Origin of the sequence: Paenarthrobacter sp. NPDC090520 (assembly GCF_044769205.1) — a bacterium.
GTDB lineage: Bacteria > Actinomycetota > Actinomycetes > Actinomycetales > Micrococcaceae > Arthrobacter.
In genome coordinates, this window is record NZ_JBIVXM010000004.1 from 143,639 (window position 1) to 162,099 (window position 18,461).

Below are 18,461 nucleotides of genomic sequence, written 5' to 3' on the forward strand. Positions count from 1 at the left end.
CCGCGCTTTTAGGAGAGCGGGCGCCCGGCCATCTGTTCGAGCCTGCGGATGCGGTCCGCCATGGGCGGGTGGGTAGCGAACATCCGCCGCATTCCGCCTCCCCGGAAGGGGTTGGCGATCATCAGGTGCGAGGCATTGACCAGGCGCTGGTCCTGCGGCAGGGGCACCTGGGTCACTCCGGATTCGATCTTGCGCAGGGCAGAGGCGAGGGCCAACGGATCTCCGGTCAGCTCGGCCCCGTCCTCGTCGGCGTCGTACTCGCGGGTCCGGGAAATGGCCATCTGGATCAATGAAGCTGCGAAGGGCGCCAGCAAGGCCATGGCGATCATCGCAATCGGGTTGGCGTTCCGCCGGTCCCCTCCCCCGAAGAACAGCAGCATCTGGCCGACAGAAGTAATGACACCGGCAACGGCCGCTGCGACCGAGGAGGTCAGGATGTCCCGGTTGTAGACGTGCATGAGTTCATGGCCCAGCACGCCCCTGAGTTCGCGCGCATCCAGCAGGTGCAGGATTCCCTCCGTACAGCACACGGCCGCGTTCTTGGGGTTGCGGCCCGTGGCGAAGGCGTTCGGGGTCATGGTGGGCGAGAGGTAGATCCGCGGCATGGGCTTGTTGGCCCGGACGGAGAGTTCCCGCACGATCTGGTAGAGCTGGGGTGCCTGCGCTTCGCTGACGGGGTAGGCAGCCATGGACCGGATGGCGATCTTGTCGCTGTTCCAGTAGCCGTAGGCCGTGGTGGCGACGCCGATCAGCGCCATGATGACGATGGGCGCGGAACTGCGGGTGCCGGCGCCGATGATGGCCCCCAAACCCAACAGCACAGCCCACAGCACACCGAACAGCGCGGCGGTTTTGAGTCCATTGTTGTGTTTGTGCACGGTGTTCTTTCGCTTTCGTTGGCCCTTTTGCTGGAGTTCTGTCTGGATTAACGTCGACGCCGGCCAGCATGTTCCGGCATTCGGCGCCGACGCCTACGGCAACGGATGCTTCGCATCGTAGGCCACGAAGCCCGGCTGTACGCGCGACGCCAGCCATGCCAGGACCATGCAGAGCACCCCGCCGATCAGCAGCACGCCACCTTCGCTCAGGAACTGGGTGACACCGCCGGCCAACAGATCCCCCACTCGGGGACCGCCGGCCACCACCACGATGAACACGCCTTGCAACCGTCCCCGCATGTGGTCCGGGGTGGCCGACTGCAGGATGGTGGTGCGGAACACGGCGCTGACTGAGTCCGAGATTCCTGCGAGCGCGCAACAAGCTGCAGCAGGGATGAGCCATAACGTCACGCCATTCCGCCCGGAATCCCCCGCCATGAGCACCACTGCGCCGAATGCGGCTATGGAGGCGCCCCAACCCACCACGGCGAAAACCACGGCGCTGCCTTGGCGGCGTACGCGGCCGAGGGGACCGGAAAACAGGCCAGCGAGGAAGGCACCTACAGCCGTGGAGGCAAGAAGCACACCCACGGTGGTCTCACCCCCGCCGATCATTACCGCCCCGATCGCCGGCATGAGGGCGCGGGGCTGGGCGCAGATCATGGCGATGAGGTCGATGATGAAGGTCATGCGGACGTTCGGCCGGGTGCCCAGGAACCTGAAGCCCTCAACCACCGAACGGAGGCCTGGCCGCACGGCGTCCTTGGAGGGCGGGAGCGGCGGAAGCTTGAGAAGGCCCCACAACGCGAACGTGAAGCTGACGACGTCGATGGTGTAGGTCCAACCGAAGCCGATGGTCGCCACCAGGACGCCCGCCAGCAACGGCCCCGCCGTCATGGACAAGCCGAAGGTCAGCATGTTCAGGGCATTGGCGGCCGGCAGCAGGTCCTTGCGCACCAGGAGCGGGATGATGGCACTGCGCGCGGGACCGTTGATGCCCTGCGCTCCGCTCTGCACGGCAACCAAGGCGTAGAGCAGCCAGATGTTGCCAACCTCGAACCAAGCCTGGAGCGCCAATCCTGCGGTGGTAACCCAGAGGACCAGGGAGGCCACCAACGCCACCTTTCGGCGGTCATAGGCATCCGACACCGATCCGCCGTAGAGCCCGGCAATGACCAAAGGAACCAAGGCGAAAATGCCCAGGAGCCCCACGTACAGGCTCTCCTGGGTGAGTCGGTAAACCTCCAGGCTGACGGCCACCAGCGTCAGCTGCGTGCCCACGGCAGCTACCGATGCCCCCAACCAGAGCCTCCGGAAGGCCGGGCTTTCTTTGAGGGGAGTGATATCTGCCAGGAGTCTTGCCACCCAGCAACCCTACCCAGTGCCCGGCGTGGGCAGGACTCCCGGCGTAACCACACCCTTGGTAGGCTCACCCGGGGAAGGAAGGAGGGGTACGTATGGCGTTGTCACGTCAATTGCTGTTCCGTTCCGCCATCTGGGAAATAGCCCGGCCCCGCCACCCGCTGACGGCGGGACACCTTGTGGTCCGGTTGTCCGATCCTTCCACCGAATTCGGCGAGGCCTCCGCTGCCGACTGGCTGCTGTGCCATAACCTCGCCCGGGCCGCTTTGCAGGATGTCCTGGGTGTCGTCCGGTGCGCCGTCATGTTCGCGCACCGCTGGCATCCGCTCGGCTCGGCCCTGGGTGAGCCGGTCGCGGAATCCTCCACCCCCACGTTCCACCTTTTCGGCCGTTGGGCTTCTGAAACCACGACGCCGGGACGCCAGCTTGCGCTGCCTGCCCACCGGCGGCTGGCCGAACCAGAGGAAACCCTGGAAAGGGTGGACTCGGAACTTCGGGAGTCGCTTCGTTTCTTTGCGGAGGGCCCCTTCCTGCCGGAACAACCTTCGGCTGTCCACCACCCACGCACCCAACCGCCGCCGGGGGTGCCGTTCGCACCTGGCCCAGGCGCCGGCGTCGTGCGTGCCCGGACGCTGGTGCCCCTGGTGGCGGCGGTGGATGCCTCCCGGCACCATAGCGTCATTGAACCTGCCAGTGGAGCCGCCTCCATAGCCGGGCTGCTTCCCGGCGAACTGGTGGCCATGGCCGCGTCGCTTGGTGCACTGCCCCTGACGAGCGGCCTGAGCGGCTTCAGTTGTGTAGCCGTGGAAGGCGAACGCGCCGGTTCTGCCGTGCGGATCCATGCCGTGGGCAGATCCGGGGCCGAAGACGGGAGTCCGCTGTTGGATGTGTTCCGTTTACCGGAAGTTAGTCTCGCCTTATTGTGAACTCATCAAAATAAGTGTTTCAATGAATGCATGACCGATCACACGACCGACCAGCAAGCATGGGCCGCAGCCCTGCATGCCCATGGACGGCGCGTGACCAAACAGCGGCTGGCAGTGTTGGCTGCGGTCCAGCATCATCCGCACTCTCCGGCAGAGGGCATCCTTGCCGCTGCACGCGAAGAGCTTCCTGAACTGACGGCGCAGTCCGTTTACGTGGTGCTCAGCGACCTCACGGATTTGCAGATGCTGCGACGCTTCGAACCCCCGCACTCACCCGCGCTGTACGAAACGCGGGTAGGCGACAACCACCACCACGCCGTGTGCATCAGTTGCGGCCGGGTGGAGGACGTGGATTGCGCGGTGGGACACGCACCGTGCCTCACGCCGCACTGGGACGAGAACTCCAAGCCAATGACCATCCAGATCGCAGACGTCCTTTACCAGGGAATCTGCCAGGACTGCCAAGCCAAACAACAGCTTCCCAAACAACCAGCAACCCAGAAATAGGAGAAACATGACTGCCATTTCGACCACACAGTCAGGTGCCCCCGTTACGTCGGACGCGCACTCCAAGTCCGTCGGCGCCGACGGTGCCATCATCCTCACCGACCACTACCTGGTGGAAAAGCTCGCACAGTTCAACCGCGAGCGGGTTCCGGAGCGTGTTGTGCACGCCAAGGGTGGCGGCGCTTTCGGTACCTTCAAGACCACCTCTGACGTCTCCAAGTACACCAAGGCCGCTTTCCTGCAGCCGGGTGCCGAGACGGACATGCTGATCCGCTTCTCCTCCGTGGCCGGCGAGAACGGCTCTCCCGACACGTGGCGCGACCCCCGCGGTTTCGCCGTGAAGTTCTACACCACCGAGGGCAACTACGACCTCGTGGGCAACAACACCCCGGTGTTCTTCATCCGCGATGGCATCAAGTTCCCGGACTTCATCCACTCCCAGAAGCGCCTCCCGGGTACCCACCTGCGTGACGCTGACATGCAGTGGGACTTCTGGACCCTCTCCCCCGAGTCCGCACACCAGGTCACCTGGCTCATGGGCGACCGTGGCCTCCCGGCTTCCTGGCGTGAAATGCAGGGCTACGGCTCGCACACCTACCAGTGGATCAACGCCGAGGGCGAGCGCTTCTGGGTCAAGTACCACTTCAAGTCCAACCAGGGCGTCAACTCCATCACCGGCGAGCAGGCTGAAGCCCTGGCCGGTTCGGATGCAGACTTCTACATCCGCGACCTCCACGAGAACATCGAGGCCGGCAACTTCCCGTCCTGGGAACTGCACGTCCAGGTCATGCCTTACGAGGACGCCAAGACCTACCGCTTCAACCCGTTCGATCTCACCAAGGTGTGGCCGCACGCTGACTACCCGCTGATCCACGTGGGCACCATGGAGCTGAACAAGAACCCGGAGAACTACTTCGCGCAGATCGAGCAGGCCACCTTCGCGCCGTCGAACTTCGTGCCGGGTATCGCTGCTTCCCCGGACAAGATGCTGCAGGCCCGCATCTTCTCCTACGCTGACGCACACCGCTACCGCGTTGGCACCAACCACGCCCAGATCCCCGTGAACCAGCCCAAGAGCCCGGTCCACAACTACAGCCAGGATGGCCAGGGACGTTACCTGTTCAACTCCCCGTCCACCCCGGTCTACGCTCCGAACACCGTTGGTGGCCCGGCTGCTGTTGAGCCGGCTTCCCCGGCCGGTGGCTGGGAGAACGACGGCGAGCTCACCCTCTCCGCACACTCCCTGCACGCTGAGGACAGCGACTTCGGCCAGGCCGGTGCGCTGTACCGCGAGGTCTACGACGAGGCTGCCAAGGCACGCTTCCTCGACACCATCACCGGTGCTGTTGGCGGCGTGAAGAGCGCCGACATCAAGGAACGCGCCATCCAGTACTGGACCAACGTTGATGCCGAACTCGGCGCCAAGCTGCGCGCCAACCTCGGCGCCGGCGAAGGTGCCTCCGACGCAGAAGCAGCCAACAAGCTCTAAGCGTCAGCCTTAACGGGAACACCCCGCTGCGGATTCTTCTCCGCGGCGGGGTGTTTTTCTTTTCCACATAGGCTTTTCCCGCTATGGCTTCGCCCGGTAGCGCATCCCTAGGATCCTTGCATGAGCACATTTGAAGGAATCCCCTCTGCCGCTTTCCGCTTCTACGAGGAATTGGAAGGGAACAACAACCGCGAGTGGTGGCTGGAGCACAAAAAGACGTACGACGCCGAGGTGAGAGAGCCGCTTTCGGCTCTCCTCTCGGGGCTGGAACCGGAGTTCGGGCCGGCTAAGATTTTCCGGCCCAACAGGGACATCCGGTTTTCCCAGGACAAGTCGCCGTACAAGACGGCCCAAGGTGCCTTCGCCGAAAGCAAGGAAGGCGTGGGCTTCTACGTCCAGATCAGCGCCGACGGACTCCTGATCGGCGGCGGCTACCACTCACATACCCCTGCGCAGTTGGCCCGGTTCCGCGCCGCCGTGGATGCCCCGGGCAGCGGCGAAGAACTCCGGAAGATCGTTGACGCAGTGGCCGCTGCGGGCTTTGCCATCGAAGGCGAAAAGCTCAAGACCGTGCCCCGCGGGTTCGACAAAGACCATCCACGGGCCGAACTCCTGAAGCATAAGTCACTCTCAGCAGGCGTGGAGGTGGGTGAGCCGGAGTGGCTCTCCACCGCAGCGGCCCGCCAGGAGATCGCCGCCCGCTGGGAAACCCTCCGGCCATTGGTGGACTGGGTCAGCGAACATGCCGTACCCTAGCCCACGGGAGAGTCCACAGCCTCCTTGGCCGCGGCGAACTTCTCGTTCAACCGTGAGTGGCGCTGGCCGTAGGCGAAGTAGATGACCATGCCAACAACCAGCCAGATGCCGAAGAAGATCCAGGTCTGCACAGCCAGGTTGGTCATCAGGTAGAGGCAGAGGATCGCGGAGATCCACGGCACTACCTTGCCGAAGGGCACACGGAAGGCAGGCTTGAGGTCAGGGCGCTTCTTGCGAAGCACCAGGATGCCCAGGCTCACCATGACGAACGCGGACAACGTGCCGATGTTGATCATTTCCTCGAGCAGGTCAACGGCGGTAAGCCCGGCAACCAGGGCCACCGCCGCACCACAAATGATCTGCAGCCGGGCAGGCGTGGCGCGCTTCTCGCTGGTCTTGGACAGGGCACGGGGCAGGAGACCGTCCCGACTCATGGCGAGGACCACGCGCGCCAGGCCCATGAGGAGCACCATGATCACGGTGGTCAGGCCCACCAGTGAACCGAAGGCAATGACCTTGGCGGCATCGTTGTTACCCACGGCCTCGAAGGCCGTAGTCAGCGTCGGGGCTTTCTCGGCCGCGAGCTGCGTGTAGGAGACCATGCCGGTCAAGGCCAGGGAGACCAGGATGTAGAGGAGCGTCACCAGGGCCAGGCCGCCGAAGATGCCGCGCGGAAGGGTCTTCTGCGGGTTCTTCACTTCTTCAGCGGAGGTAGCAACGACGTCGAAGCCGATGAAAGCGAAGAACACCAGTGCTGCGCCCGCGAAAATGCCGAGGGTTCCGTATTGCGCCGGTACGGCACCGGTCAGGAATCCGAAGAAGGACTGCTTCATGACGTCGTCCACGCCACTGCCCGCGGTGGGCTGCGAGGCAGGAACGAACGGGGTGTAGTTGGAGAACTTCACGTAGGTGAAGCCGACGACGATCACGAACAGGACCACGCCGATCTTGATCAGCGTGAAGATGTTGCCGACGCGGGCGGACAACTTTGTCCCCAGCACCAGCAGCACCGTGAAGATGGCGACAATGAGGAAGGCGCCCCAGTAGAGGTCCACGCCTCCGATGTTGATGGCGGGAGGCATGTCCACTCCCATGAGGCCAAAGACCTTGCTGAGGTAGATGCCCCAGTACTTGGCGATCACGGCCGCAGCGGTGAAAAGTTCAAGGATGAGGTTCCAGCCGATGATCCACGCGAGCACCTCGCCCATGGTGGCGTAGGTGAAGACGTAGGCGGAGCCTGCCACGGGGATCGCCGTAGCGAATTCCGCGTAGCACATGATGGCCAAGGCACAGGTGACAGCCGCAACCACGAAGGAAATGGTGACCGCCGGGCCCGCGAAGTTTGCCGCTGCCTTGGCGCCCACGGAGAAGATACCGGCGCCGACGGCGACGGCGACGCCCATGATCATCAGGTCCCAGGTGCTCAGGCTTCGCTTGAGCTTGCGACCGGGCTCATCGGCGTCGGCTATCGACTGCTCGATTGATTTGGTCCTGAAAATGTTCATAAATATGCCACATTCTGGATGGGGGTGGTATAGGACTCATCAAGGATAGTGTCCGGCCAATGGACGGCCATATTTGTCCCAAATAATGAGACAACAAATGGACTAGTGGGACTGATGGTGCTGCTGTGACTTCCGCTGTTGCCCCCGCCACATCATGCGAAAGGCCCCATTCAGGCGGAAAATTCGCCGTCGTGGGGCCTTCCAGTTACTCAGGCTTGGACGTTCAGGAATGCTTGCTGTCAGACACCTGGCACGTCCCAGTCCATGATGGTGGAGCGGATCAGGAACCGTTTCCCTTCGGGCGCCTCCACGGAGAAGCCGCTCCCCCGGCCTTGGACAACATCCACTGTCAGGTGCGTGTGGGACCAGTAGGCGAACTGTTCCCTGGACATCCAGAACTCAAGGGGCTTGGCCCCAATGGAGTCTCCGTCATCGCCGAGATCGAACCTGCCCAGCAGGACGTCGGAGTCTCCCGTCAGGAAGTCACCGGCCGGATAGCACATGGGCGCAGACCCGTCGCAGCAGCCACCGGACTGGTGGAACATCAAGGGTCCGTGTTGCTCCCAGAGCTTGCGCAGCAGTTCCACTGCGGCCGGGGTCAGTGCCACCCGGGAGAAGTCCTCCCCCGGCAGTGTCACCGAAGCTTCCAGGATGTCCGGGGCCGCGGTCATCAGAACTTCAAGACCACTCGGCCGTCGATCTTGGCGTGCTTCATCTCGTCGAAGACGGCATTCACTTCAGAGAGTTCGCGGGTGGAGACCGTTGGCTTGATCTTCCCCTGCGCGTAGAACTCGAGCGCTTCCTCCAGGTCCTGCCGGGTGCCTACGATCGAACCCCGGACGGTGAGGCCCTTCAAGACGATGTCGAAGATCGGCGCCGGGAAGTCTCCGGGAGGCAGTCCGTTGAAGACGATCGTTCCGCCGCGCCTGGCCATGCCGATCGCCTGGCCGAAGGCGGAGGGATGGACTGCGGTGACCAGGACTCCGTGGCAACCGCCGGTTTCCCGCTGGATGACCTCGGCTGGATCCTCGTGCAGGGCATTGACCGTCAGTTCAGCGCCGTGTTCCCGGGCGAGTGCCAGCTTGTCATCCGCAATGTCCACGGCCGCCACCCGCAAGCCCATGGCCACGGCATACTGGACGGCGATGTGGCCCAGTCCACCGATTCCGGAGATGGTGACCCATTGGCCGGGCTTGGCTTCGGTCATCTTCAGGCCCTTGTAGACGGTGACTCCGGCGCAGAGCACGGGAGCAACTTCCACGGGGTCCGAGCCTTCCGGGATGCGCGCGGCGAAACGGGTGTCCACCAGCATGTACTCCCCGAACGAGCCATCGATGCTGTAGCCGCCGTTCTTCTGCGACTCGCACAGCGTCTCCCAGCCTGTGCGGCAGTACTGGCAGTCGCCGCAAGCGGACCAGAGCCAGGCGTTGCCTACGAGGTCTCCTACGGCAACGTCCGTGACGCCTTCGCCCAGTTCCACCACTTCGCCCACACCCTCATGGCCGGGAACGAAGGGTGGCGTCGGCTTGACCGGCCAGTCGCCTTCGGCGGCGTGCAGGTCGGTATGACAGACCCCCGACGTCAGGAGGCGGACCAGCGCCTGGCCGGGACCCGGCGTCGGACGTTCCACTTCCATGACCTTCAGGTCGGTTCCAAATTCGGTAACTACTGCTGCTTGCATGGTCGTCGACATTGACGATCTCCCTCTTTCAGATGAACAACAGGATGTGTTGTGCACGGCGGCCGCCACAGGGACCAGCTGACGGACGGCTGCCGTGCACAAGCTCTTTAGAAGAAGCCGAGTTTGTTCTCGTTGTAGCTGACCAGCAGGTTCTTGGTCTGCTGGTAGTGGTCCAGCATCATGGCGTGGTTCTCACGGCCGATGCCTGATGACTTGTACCCGCCGAAGGCAGCTCCTGCGGGGTACGCGTGGTAGTTGTTGACCCAGACGCGTCCGGCTTGGATTTCGCGGCCCGCCCGGTAGGCGACGTTGCCGTTGCGGGACCAGACGCCGGCGCCGAGGCCGTAGAGGGTGTCGTTGGCGATGCCGATGGCGTCGTTGTAGTCGCTGAAGCGCGTCACCGAGACCACGGGGCCGAAGATTTCCTCCTGGAAGATCCGCATCCGGTTGTGGCCTTCGAAGATGGTGGGCTGGACGTAGTAGCCGCCGGCCAGGTCGCCTGGAAGCTCGGCCCGGGCACCGCCGGTGAGGACCTTTGCGCCTTCCTGCTTTCCGATGTCGATGTAGGAGAGGATCTTCTCGAGCTGGTCGTTGGAGGCCTGCGCACCGATCTGGGTCTCGGTGTCCAGCGGGTTGCCCTGGATGATCTTGTTGGTCCGGGCGACGACGTCGGCCATGAAGGAGTCGTAGATGCCTTCCTGGACCAGAGCACGGGATGGGCAGGTGCACACTTCGCCCTGGTTGAACGCGAAAAGCGTGAAGCCTTCCTGGGCCTTGTCGTAGAAGGCATCGTTCTGGGATGCGACGTCGTCGAAGAAGATGTTGGGGCTCTTGCCGCCCAGCTCCAGCGTGACGGGGATGAGGTTGTTGGAAGCGTACTGGATGATCAGGCGACCCGTGGTGGTCTCGCCCGTGAAGGCGATCTTCCTGATGCGCGGGCTGGAAGCGAGGGGTTTGCCCGCCTCGACGCCGAACCCGTTGACCACGTTCACGACACCGGCGGGAAGCAGGTCACCGATGAGTTCCATGAGGACCAGGATGGACGTCGGCGTCTGCTCTGCCGGCTTCAGGACCACTGCGTTGCCTGCGGCCAGCGCCGGGGCGAGCTTCCACACGGCCATGAGGATGGGGAAGTTCCAAGGGATGATCTGCCCCACCACGCCGAGCGGTTCGTGGAAGTGGTAGGCCGTGGTGTCATCGTCGAGCTGGGACAGGTGGCCTTCCTGGGCACGGATCGCGGAAGCGAAGTAGCGGAAGTGGTCGGCAGCCAGAGGGATGTCCGCATTGAGGGTCTCGCGGATTGGTTTGCCGTTGTCCCAGGTCTCAGCGACGGCGAGGAGCTCCACGTTCTCGTCGATCCGGTCGGCGATCTTGTTGAGGATGGCTGCGCGTTCAGTGGCTGAGGTTTTGCCCCACGACGGCGCCACCTTGTGCGCGGCATCCAGGGCCAATTCGATGTCTTCGGCCGTGCCGCGGGCAACTTCGCAGAAGGCCTTGCCAGTGACAGGAGTGATGTTTTCGAAGTAGCCGCCCTTGACCGGGGCCACCCATTCCCCGCCGATCCAGTTCTCGTAACGGTCCTTGAAGGTGACCTTCGATCCCTCTGCACCTGGCTGTGCATAAACAGTCATTGCTAGCTCCTTTGCTGCGAATCACGGTGGCTGTCGCCATTGATCCGAGCCTAGGAGCGGGAAGGTTGCAGCTACGTTGCAACCCTGTGAGTCAGGTCACTCAGACGGCCAACTCGTCCTCCAGCCGCTCAAGATCGGCCACGATCGCGGCCCGCTTGGGCGAGCGCGGCGGCAGGAGCTTCAGGATCGCAAGGCGGAGTTCGACGTCGAACCTTGCCTCGGGCAGTTCGGCGTACTTGAGCAGCGAATCGGCGCTGCCGTCGCTCAGCAGCGCCTCGCGCAGCAGGTGCGAGACCCGTTCGCGCAACTGCACGACGCCGGGCGCCTCCGATCGTGGGAGGACAGCACCTTTGTAGATCTCCAAGGCAATCCGGTGGGCTCCGCGCTGCAAGCAGGTGAGGACCTGGCCCGAGTCGGGCAGGAGTTCCACAGGCAAGCGGTAGGGCCGGGATTCAGGGACCGCTTCCGGGCTGAGTTCGTGGATGACCTTGCGCAGCCGGACCATCTCGGCCCGGAGCGTCACGGCTGAACCTTCCCCGGGGTACAGCTGGGTGCATAGGTCATCTGCACTCAGGCCTGCGGGGTGGTTGCCGAGGATGGCGAGGATTTCGCTGTGCCGTGCGGACAGCGTCGCAGTCCTGCCGTCGATGCTGAGCAACGCCTGGTCGCGGCCCAGGAGTTGGAGGCTGTTGCGGTACAGCGAATGCTTGTGAGGTTTGTCCCCGGAACCGGCGCTTGCGGCGGAAGGCGAGCTCCGGCGTCGTGGTTTTGCGTTTGCCGTCGCAGCGAGTTGCAGGCGTTCGATCCGTAACTGTGCCTGGGCCGCCGCCACGGTGGCTTCCACCAGCGAAACCGTGTGTGGGGCTACGGCTGTCTCCGTGCCCGTGATGTCGACGACACCCAGAAGGGCCCCGGAATCGGGATCGTGGAACGGAACGGCCGTGCAGCTCCACGGATGGACCGAACGTTTGAAGTGTTCAGCGCCGGAGATCTGGATGCTGCGGTCCAAGGCGAGCGCGGTACCGGGTGCGCTGGTCCCCACGGAGGCCTCGGACCAATCCGAACCGGCAACGAACATCATGCCTTCAGCCCTGCGTTGCATCACGGGGTCGCCATCAACCCAGAGGAGGCGGCCGACGTCGTCCCCTACGGCCACCAGCAGGCCGCTGTCATGGCTGGGCTGGATCAGGAGCTTGCGGATCACCGGCATGATGGTGGCCAGCGGATGCCGCGCGCGGTAGTCCTCAAGTTCGTCAAGGTCCATGGCGAGCGGCGCTTCGGCCACGTCCGGGTTGGCCTGCAAGATGGCCGAACGTTGCCAGGACTCGCGCACCAGGCTGCGGAGGCCGGCCAGGTCCGCCGGATCCCCGGACTCCAGGTGCTCGTGGCCCGCAAGGGCACGCCGCTGCAGCAGCTTGGCGGCTTCGCTACCCGGAAGCGGCGGGTGGACTGGGCTCTTCATCGAACTCCCTGGCTGCGGTACATGCCGCGGTAACGGGGCGGCGTTCACGGCGGGCGGTACGGGCCAGTCTAGTTCGGCACCCGGGCTTTGGGTACAGCGATGCCTGCTGCCGGCCGGGTTACGCCGGGGTTCAGCCGCGGGAGATGCGGATCATTTCCTCGCGCGGGACCACCTTGATGCGTTCGCGGACCACGCCGTCGCCGTTGTCCGCGCCGCCGGACCACGCCTCACCCAGGGCGGCCTCGTGGGCGTCCAGCCGGTTCCACCCCTCCCACGTGGTGTACTCGACGCCACGCTCCTCCAGGAGGTTGATGATGGCCTTCGGATCCGGGTTCTCGGCCGGGGGCAGGTTCAGCCTGTCCTCGAGCAGGCAGCCAATGGTTTCCAGTGCGTCCCCCTTGGTGTGCCCGATCAGCCCCACGGGACCGCGCTTGATCCATCCTGTGGCGTAGATTCCCGGTACGGGTTGGCCGTCGGCACCCAGGACGCGACCGCCGTCGTTCGGGATGACGCCGCGGCGGGCGTCGTACGGCAGTTCCTCAAGGGGCGAGCCGTGGTAGCCGATGGCCCGGTAGACGGCCTGGACGGGGTACTCGATGAATTCGCCGGTGCCCTTGGCGTTGCCCGTGCCGTCCAATTCCATGCGTTCGAACTTGATGGCGGACACCGTGCCCGGGTTATCGGGCGAATCCAGGATCTCCACGGGGCTGTGCAGGAAGTGCAGGTGCAAGCGGCGGGAGGACGGCTGCTCCGACTCGGCGTGTTCCTCCACCAGCCAGTTGGTCAGGGTGTTGACCATGGTCTTGATCTGGTTGTTGCTGCGGATGGCCTCCTCCGAGGCGTCGTCGAACTCGAAGTCCTCCGGGTAGAGGACAATGTCCACGTCCTTGCAGTGCGAGAGTTCGCGCAGTTCCAGCGGGGTGAACTTCACCTGCGCGGGGCCGCGGCGACCAAACACATGGACGTCCGTGACCGGCGATTTCTTCAGGCCCTGGTACACGTTGTCCGGAATTTCGGTGACCAGGAGTTCTTCGGGGTGCTTGGCCAGCATGCGGGCGACGTCGAGTGCGACGTTGCCGTTGCCGATCACCGCGATCTCCTTGGCTTCAAGGGGCCAGTCGCGGGGAACGTCCGGGTGGCCGTCGTACCAGGAGACAAAGTCCGCGCCGCCGAAGGAACCTTCGAGTTCGATCCCCGGAATGTTCAGGTCGGCGTCCTTGATGGCTCCGGTGGAGAAGATCACGGCGTCGTAGAAAGCCCGGAAATCATGCAGCGTCAGGTCCCGGCCGTACGTCACATTGCCCAGGAAGCGGATATCGCCCCGGTCCAGCACCTTGTGGAGCGCGTTGACGATTCCCTTGATGCGCGGGTGGTCCGGCGCTACGCCATAACGGATCAGGCCATACGGCGCGGGGTACGCCTCGAAAAGGTCGATGCTGACGTCCACCTGCCCGTCCTTGACCTCGTTGGACTTGGTCAGGATGTCCGCGGCGTACACACCGGCCGGGCCTGCGCCGACGATCGCAACGCGAAGTGGACGACTGGGGGTTGTTGCGGCTGAGTCAGACACCGGGAGCCCTTCCGAAGCAGTGAGCCACGCCCGTTGTTGGGGCGCGCAGGTTTCCAATTCTAGATCTCGACCCCTGCCCCGGCCGCTCATATGGCAGGAGTCACACAAATTCCTAATGTTTCAGGGAATATTGCGGAATATTGCGTCCGCGGGTGGTGTTGGCGCTTTTGTGTCGACACCCGAACAAACCACCGCAGCCACGTCCTCTTCGAACCAGCCCACGACGGCGGCAGCTGGGGGCGGCGGTGGCAGCAGTACGGATTCGGGTGCTGTTGCGGTGAAACCGGTTCGGAGTGAGACCACCACGGGTGTGTTGTTTGGTATCGGCGCGTACGGGCTCTGGGGTCTGCTCCCCCTCTACTTCTTCGTGCTGCAACCGGCCGGAGCCATCGAGATCGTCGCCAACCGGATTGTCTGGTCCTTGGTTTTCTGTGCCCTCCTGATCACGATCACGCGGTCCTGGAGAACCCTTTTTGCTGCGGTGAAGGATCGCTCAGTGATGGGACCGCTGGCCTTGGCAGCAGGCCTGATCGCGGTCAACTGGCTCACCTACACCTTCGGTGTCACCACCGGCCACGCGGTGGAGACCTCCCTCGGCTACTTCATCAACCCCTTGGTGTCCGTGCTCCTCGGCGTGTTCGTCCTGAAGGAAAAGCTGCGGCCACTGCAGTGGGCCGCCGTGGGAATCGGCTTCGTCGCCGTTGGCGTGCTGACGTTCTCCTACGGGCAGCTCCCGTGGATCGCCTTGCTCCTGGCCTTCAGCTTTGGCCTGTACGGCTTCGTCAAGAAGAAGGTGGGACCCAAGGTGGACGCGCTCACCAGCCTCTCCGTTGAAACCGTGGTGCTGGCCCCCTTCGCAGCAATCACCATGGTGGTCCTCGGAGCTACCGGCGTTGCCACGCTCACCACCCAAGGTCCGGGACACTTCTGGCTCATCCTGGCCTCGGGCGTCATCACCGCGGTTCCCTTGCTGTTCTTTGGAGCATCCGCCCGCCGTCTGCCCATGACCACCATCGGCCTGCTCCAGTACTTTGCCCCGGTGCTCCAGTTCATCGTGGCGCTCACCGTGTTCCACGAGGCCATGACCACGGCCCGCTGGATCGGTTTCTGCGTGGTATGGCTGGCCCTGGTGCTCCTCACCATCGACATGCTCCGGACCGCCCGGAAGAACGCGGTGCTCCGGAGGCAGGCGAAGCTCGCGGCTGCCTGAGTCCCGGGGTTTCGCCGGGTTCTGGGAACGCTGCGCCGGGTTGCGCCGGGTTTCGCCGCGTTCGTGGGAACCCTGCAGGTTCGCTGGAAGTTTCCCGGCGAAAGCGCAGGCTTCCCGGGAGTTCGCCGGATTCGTGGGAACAGTACGGGCCCTTACGTGAGCACGTCCGGGTTTGGCTCCCTTAAGCCCTCCCCCGCGCGCTCGGCGGTTTCCAGGCCCAACACGGGCACACCCCGCATCCCGGAAACGTCCACCTCCACCAAGGAATCCGCCAACGGCTTGAACGAATGGGCTCCAGAGCCCAGCAAGCGGAGGCCCACGAGGGCCAATCCACCCGGGAGCTGGATCCGGATCCGCCCTGAGGCCGGCACACGCGTGACGATCGCAAACACCCTGCCCGTGGACTGGTCCTCGGTGAAGTACCCCCAACCGGGGTATTCCCAACCGTCAGCAAAGCCGCAGCCGTACACCGCCTCACCGTTCACCGCGAGCCATCCACCCACCCCGCGTGCGATCTCCACCTCGGCGGGAGCCATGGAACCGTCGCCACGGGGCCCGAAATTCAAGAGCAGGTTCCCGCCCAGGGAAGTGCAGTGGGCGATCATGTCCACAATGTCCAGGGGGTGCTTGAGCGTGGACTGCGCCCATTCGCCTTGGTGGTAACCCCACGACGCTTGCGGAATGGTCATGCACGCTTCCCAATCGCGCTTGGCAACGCCGGTGTTCCACGGTTCGGGCAGCCTGCGTTCGTATCCGCTCTCGTAGTCGCCCATGAGCCGGCCGTTGGAATCCATGTGCCGCGCACCGAAATCGTCGGCCCGTAAGCGGCTGTTGACCACCACGCCGGGGATGCGTTCCTTGAGCATTTGCTCCACTTCCCACGTCCACCAGCCGTTGGCTTTCACCGATTCGTCCCAGGTCCCGTCGAACCAGAACCCCTTCACGTCCGGATACCTGTCCGCCAGTTCTTCCAACTGGTTCATCGCGAAGTCGAGGTAGCGCGCGAAAGCCGCGTGGTCGCCGTCGTTCTCCAACGTGAAGCGCCAGTCCGGGTGGTGCCAATCGAGCACGGAATAGTAGAAGCAGACATCGATCCCACGGGCCGTGTAGGCCTCGATGAGTTCGGCCAGGACATCACGGCCGGACGGAGTGTTGCCCATGTGGAAGTCCGTGTAGGCACTCGGCCAGAGGCAGAAACCGTCGTGGTGTTTGGTGGTGATGGTCATGTACTTGGCTCCGAGGGCCACCGCTGTGTCTGCCCACGCGCCGGCGTCGAAGTCCGCCAGCGTGAAGTCGTTGGCCAGCGCCTCCCACCGCGCCTGCGGAATGCCGGCGATCCGCGGGAGGAACTCGGCCGCGAACTCCACGTCCTTGCCCTCCCACCGGCCCGCTGGCAAGGCGTAGAGACCCCAGTGGATGAATTGGCCCACGCGGTGTCCGCGGAAGCGCCGCATGGCGTCATCCTCGCGGGGATTCTCGCGTGAAGCACCGTACTTGAGCTCGATCACTTCCCCACCTGCCCGTCCCACGGCACGAACGACGCCAGGTCAACGGATTGGGTACTGCCGTCCGCCCACCTCACCGTGACTTCCGTACCGGAAACCACGACGGCGGCCATCGCCTCCAGCGATTCGGGTGCCGGGGCAGGGTCCCGGGTGAGTGTGTGCAAAGCGACGTGCACTGTTTGCTCCGTGGTCCTCCGGGCAGAGAGATGCGGCACCGCCGAGTGTTCACCCATGGCGTTGGACCCCGTGTATCCGGTGGTTCCAGCGTCCTCCCAACCATGCATCCCCGTGACGGCTGCGAAAACGTCCCCGTTGTTCACCCATGCTGTGGCACCTGACGTCCCCGCGGACACAGGCTGGTTTCCGGCAACCGCGTGGCCACCCTCACGGACCCGGTAATCCACCGGACCGCGCACCAGATGGCAGCGCACTTCGTGGATCCCCCTGGTCACGGACACCGTGGTGACGGCAGTACCCGCGAGCGCCTTGCCGTACAACTGGGGAACATGGACCGAGCCGCTGACCACGCCGTCCGTGCGGCTGCCTCGGAGCGCACAACGCCGGCTCGCCACGCCGTCGGATCCCAGCAACGCGAGGTGGCCGTCAATGTTGTCCATCCACGCCTGTCCCGTTCCCGGCGCGGTGTGGGTGGAATAGGAGAACTTGGCATAGTGCGGATCGTCCGGATCCGTGCCACCGCCAACTGGCAGGCCGCAATGGTCGCTGCCATGGTTGGTCAGGCGGGACAGGCCTCCGTGGGTACTCAACGTCCACCCCAGGTCCGGCAGCGGGCGAACGATGGGCGGACCATCGCTGGGCTGCGGCTCCTCCACGTCCTGCCACACCGGGTGTTCCGGTGGGAGGGCCAGCCCCAGGAAACCAATGCCGGCCAAGTAGGGCGAGCCAAAACCGCTGTAGGCCTGGCACGATCCTTCATGCGGGCCGTACCACCCCAGGCTCAGGGGTTCGTCGACACCCACTCCGTGGGCAGTGAAGTTCGCCAAGACCCCTGACGCCAACCTTCGCGTGGCCGCGGAGGACAACGGATTCACTCCGGACATTTCAGCGCACCATAACGCCGCCAGGACGGCTGTCCGGTATGCCAGGGAACGCCCCACATGGAGCACCGCCCCGTCCGTGGCAAACATCAGGCTCTGCGTCGACACAAACTCACGCAAGCGCTCCAGATGCCGCTGCCCGTCGGGGGTTTCCTCCCGCCCTGTCATCTTGTACCAGGCCCAGAGATAGGGATGGATGGCCCACGCGTTGTAGTAGTCGATGGCGTGTTCCGGACCATCTGTGTACCACCCATCGCCCAGGTACCAGGATTCCACCCGGGCAACGTTGCGCCCGCCCGTGCAGCCGGAGACATCCTCGCCCACCGAGCGAAGGAACCCCTCGGCCATCGCAGGGAACAGCTGCCAGTTGTTGCCCCACACCTCCAAGCGGGCGTGGTGCCGCAACCAGCCGGCCACCTGCTTCTTCTCCGACTCCGTGAACGGATCCCACAACCACTCACGGGCAATGAACAGCGAGAAGGCAATGTTGGCTGCCTCGACGATCGAATTGGTCACCCCCAGCAACGGCGACTTGCAGGTCACACCCAACGGCCACCGTTCCGGGCCCACTGGATCGGTACCGGCCAGCAACGCCCCGCGGTACCACTCCGCCAAAGCCAAACGGTCCTGGCCGCGGGCTCCGGCGATGCGCGGAGCCGCCAGCAACAGGCTCCGGCCAATGGTTTCCATGCCCTCGCGGCGCTCGCCGTCGCGGGTCACGTGCCCGGGAAGCCTTGGACTGGCCTTGAGCGGGCTGGAATAGTTCCGGATGTGCTCCAGCCAGTGGTCGGCTGTGGCCTCCCACTGTGCCCGCGTCCAGCCCGTGAACGGGGAGGGTGCGGTCTGTGGTTTGGGCAGCCAGGGCAGGTTGGTGGGGAAGGGCTGTTTCACGGTGCTGGGTCCTTGGGTCTGGTGCGGGAG

General features: G+C 64.4%; 15 protein-coding genes. 5 read left to right on the forward strand and 10 right to left on the reverse strand.

The annotated features are described in order from the left end of the window. Window positions 1-8: 8 nt before the first annotated feature. Window positions 9-878, reverse strand: coding sequence for a zinc metalloprotease HtpX (gene htpX, locus ACIQTZ_RS07115; RefSeq protein WP_400328871.1), 870 nt, complete (start codon window positions 876-878; stop codon window positions 9-11). A 93-nt stretch (window positions 879-971) separates the two neighbouring features. Beyond that, on the reverse strand, window positions 972-2,243 hold the full coding sequence (locus ACIQTZ_RS07120) for an MFS transporter (RefSeq protein WP_402944832.1): 1,272 nt from the start codon (window positions 2,241-2,243) through the stop codon (window positions 972-974). A gap of 92 nt (window positions 2,244-2,335) precedes the next feature. Here ACIQTZ_RS07120 and ACIQTZ_RS07125 point away from each other — a divergent pair, with 92 nt between their 5' ends. From ACIQTZ_RS07125 to ACIQTZ_RS07140, 4 genes are all read left to right on the forward strand, one after another. Continuing rightward, window positions 2,336-3,166, forward strand: a complete 831-nt coding sequence (locus tag ACIQTZ_RS07125) for a hypothetical protein (protein ID WP_402944835.1) — start codon at window positions 2,336-2,338, stop codon at window positions 3,164-3,166. A 30-nt stretch (window positions 3,167-3,196) separates the two neighbouring features. Continuing rightward, entirely contained in the window at window positions 3,197-3,673 is a 477-nt protein-coding gene (locus ACIQTZ_RS07130; protein ID WP_400272665.1) for a Fur family transcriptional regulator, read from the forward strand. Between the two features lie 7 nt (window positions 3,674-3,680). Further along, window positions 3,681-5,162, forward strand: a complete 1,482-nt coding sequence (locus ACIQTZ_RS07135) for a catalase (RefSeq protein WP_402944837.1) — start codon at window positions 3,681-3,683, stop codon at window positions 5,160-5,162. A 120-nt stretch (window positions 5,163-5,282) separates the two neighbouring features. Next, window positions 5,283-5,918: a DUF2461 domain-containing protein gene (locus ACIQTZ_RS07140; RefSeq protein ID WP_402944839.1), complete on the forward strand. Its 636-nt coding sequence runs from the start codon at window positions 5,283-5,285 to the stop codon at window positions 5,916-5,918. On the opposite strand, the gene ACIQTZ_RS07145 is transcribed toward ACIQTZ_RS07140, so the two are convergent. The 6 genes from ACIQTZ_RS07145 to ACIQTZ_RS07170 form a co-directional block, all read right to left on the reverse strand. Then, window positions 5,915-7,423: an amino acid permease gene (locus tag ACIQTZ_RS07145; protein WP_400328858.1), complete on the reverse strand. Its 1,509-nt coding sequence runs from the start codon at window positions 7,421-7,423 to the stop codon at window positions 5,915-5,917. The two genes, ACIQTZ_RS07140 and ACIQTZ_RS07145, sit on opposite strands and share 4 nt — an antisense overlap. A 239-nt stretch (window positions 7,424-7,662) precedes the next feature. Continuing rightward, window positions 7,663-8,094 (reverse strand): DUF779 domain-containing protein, encoded by a 432-nt coding sequence (locus ACIQTZ_RS07150; protein WP_400328855.1) that lies wholly within the window; start codon window positions 8,092-8,094, stop codon window positions 7,663-7,665. Next, on the reverse strand, window positions 8,094-9,116 hold the full coding sequence (adhP, locus tag ACIQTZ_RS07155) for an alcohol dehydrogenase AdhP (protein WP_400328852.1): 1,023 nt from the start codon (window positions 9,114-9,116) through the stop codon (window positions 8,094-8,096). The genes ACIQTZ_RS07150 and adhP overlap by 1 nt, the downstream gene beginning before the upstream one ends. Before the next feature lie 95 nt (window positions 9,117-9,211). Continuing rightward, entirely contained in the window at window positions 9,212-10,735 is a 1,524-nt protein-coding gene (locus ACIQTZ_RS07160; RefSeq protein ID WP_402978852.1) for an aldehyde dehydrogenase family protein, read from the reverse strand. Between the two features lie 100 nt (window positions 10,736-10,835). Further along, window positions 10,836-12,197 carry a GAF domain-containing protein gene (locus ACIQTZ_RS07165; protein WP_402978855.1) on the reverse strand — a complete coding sequence of 454 codons (1,362 nt, stop codon included), beginning with the start codon at window positions 12,195-12,197 and terminating at the stop codon, window positions 10,836-10,838. A gap of 130 nt (window positions 12,198-12,327) precedes the next feature. Next, on the reverse strand, window positions 12,328-13,767 hold the full coding sequence (locus ACIQTZ_RS07170) for an FAD-dependent oxidoreductase (RefSeq protein ID WP_402978858.1): 1,440 nt from the start codon (window positions 13,765-13,767) through the stop codon (window positions 12,328-12,330). Window positions 13,768-13,897: 130 nt separating this feature from the next. Here ACIQTZ_RS07170 and rarD point away from each other — a divergent pair, with 130 nt between their 5' ends. After that, entirely contained in the window at window positions 13,898-14,977 is a 1,080-nt protein-coding gene (gene rarD / locus ACIQTZ_RS07175) for an EamA family transporter RarD (protein ID WP_402979164.1), read from the forward strand. A 152-nt stretch (window positions 14,978-15,129) separates the two neighbouring features. On the opposite strand, the gene ACIQTZ_RS07180 is transcribed toward rarD, so the two are convergent. Both ACIQTZ_RS07180 and ACIQTZ_RS07185 read right to left on the reverse strand, forming a co-directional pair. After that, complete coding sequence (locus ACIQTZ_RS07180; protein WP_402978861.1) at window positions 15,130-16,485, reverse strand: alpha-L-fucosidase; 1,356 nt, start codon at window positions 16,483-16,485, stop codon at window positions 15,130-15,132. After that, window positions 16,482-18,431: a DUF2264 domain-containing protein gene (locus ACIQTZ_RS07185; RefSeq protein ID WP_402978864.1), complete on the reverse strand. Its 1,950-nt coding sequence runs from the start codon at window positions 18,429-18,431 to the stop codon at window positions 16,482-16,484. Before ACIQTZ_RS07185 ends, ACIQTZ_RS07180 begins: the two co-directional genes overlap by 4 nt. Window positions 18,432-18,461 lie beyond the last annotated feature (30 nt).